At 49.2% G+C, this 1,686-nt stretch carries 1 protein-coding gene; it reads left to right on the top strand.

Going from position 1 to position 1,686, the window contains the following annotated elements; translation table 11 throughout:
* Positions 1-1,480 (top strand): IS1182 family transposase (locus tag BFP77_RS13220; protein ID WP_373604836.1); only part of this gene is annotated, 1,480 nt, incomplete at its 5' end.
* Between the last annotated feature and the right edge of the window lie 206 nt (positions 1,481-1,686).

Below are 1,686 nucleotides of genomic sequence, written 5' to 3'. Positions count from 1 at the left end.
GTTCGTGGACAGTTTGGATATTACCTCATTGGGGTTCAAGGCCATGGCGTCCCAGGGAAGGCCTCCTTACGACCCCGCCGATCTGTTGAAGCTGTACATCTATGGGTATATGAACCGTATACGCTCCTCCAGGCAGTTGGAACTTGAGTGCGGACGCAACATCGAACTGATGTGGCTCTTGGGCAACCTGAAACCCGACCACAACACGATCGCCCGCTTCAGGAAGGATAATCCCAAGGCCATAAAGCGGACCTTCCGAGCTACGGTGTCCATTGCCAGGAACCACGGGCTTATCGGCGCGGTGCTTATCGCGGGGGACTCCACAAAGCTAAGGGCACAGAACAGCAAGAAGAACAACTACAACAAAAAGAAAGTGCAACGCCACATCGAGTACATCGACAAAAAACTGGAGGAGTACGGCAACGAACTCGCCAAGGCGGACGGAGACGCAAAGGAAGAACTGAAAAGCCGGGTACGCGCTCACAAACTACGGCGCGCAGAATATGAAAGGATAGTACGGAAACTGGAGCAGGACACCTCCAGTGAAAACCCGCAGCTCTCCACGAGCGACCCCGATAGCCGCCACCAGATCGTGCGGGGAACCATCACCGAGGTATGCTATACCGCACAGACGACGGTAGATGCCGAGCATAAACTCCTGGTAGATTACAAAATCACCAACCAGAACGACAAAAAGGCCATGGGCGGTATGCTCAGAAGGGCCAAGGCCATTTTGGGCACAAACACCTTTACCGCACTTTATGACAAGGGATACCATACCGGAAGCGAGTTCGCCACGGCACACCGCCTGGGCATAGACACCCTTACCGCCATACCCGCGATAGGACGCAAGAGCCAGGCACCGGACGCCTCCTACAATGCCGAGCATTTCCAATACAACGGACACACCGATACCTATACATGTCCCCAGGGAAACACAATGGCCTCCAACGGTTCATGGTACAAGGGAAGGAACTACCACTTTAAACAGTACAAGACGAAGGCCTGCAAAAACTGTCCCGTCAGGTATCTCTGCACGACATCCAAGGCAAACGGTAAGATCCTGCAGCGCAGCGAGTACACAAGGTTCATAGAGCAGAACGCCAAAAGGGTCGCCGAAGAACCCGAAACGTACAAGAAAAGACAGGCTTTGGTGGAACACCCATTTGGCACTATGAAGCGTCAATGGGGATTTGATCACATCCTTACAAAAAAAGGAATACACGCGGCCAGTGCCGACTTCGGGTTCATTGCACTGGCATACAACCTGAAAAGACTGGTCAAATTGGGATGGCGGCACGCAAAGGCAAGGAACAGTAGTCCAAACAGTACACTAAAGACCCTCTTTATGGAACGTATAGGGTTCAAAAACGGAATCTTGGCCTATCTGACATATTCAGCAATAAGAAAATTTCATACAGCACATCATCCTTACCAACACAAATTGCGTAATTTTATTCAAAACCATAGGCAGTTTTGAGACAGACTGCCGTTGGGTTTAATGCTGACCCGTCCTGAATAAAGGCTACATAATCTTAAACAATTATGTACAAAAATGACAAAGTGATTAGACGGTATTCAGAATCTTTTAAACTCAAAATTTTAGACGAACTTACCGCAGGAAAACTAAACAAATACCAATTAGGTAAAGCTTACGGTATTGCACCTTCTACAATTAATGAATGG

Origin of the sequence: Maribacter sp. 4U21 (assembly GCF_002742365.1) — a bacterium.
GTDB lineage: Bacteria > Bacteroidota > Bacteroidia > Flavobacteriales > Flavobacteriaceae > Maribacter.
This window is presented reverse-complemented; position numbering and strand designations above follow the sequence as displayed.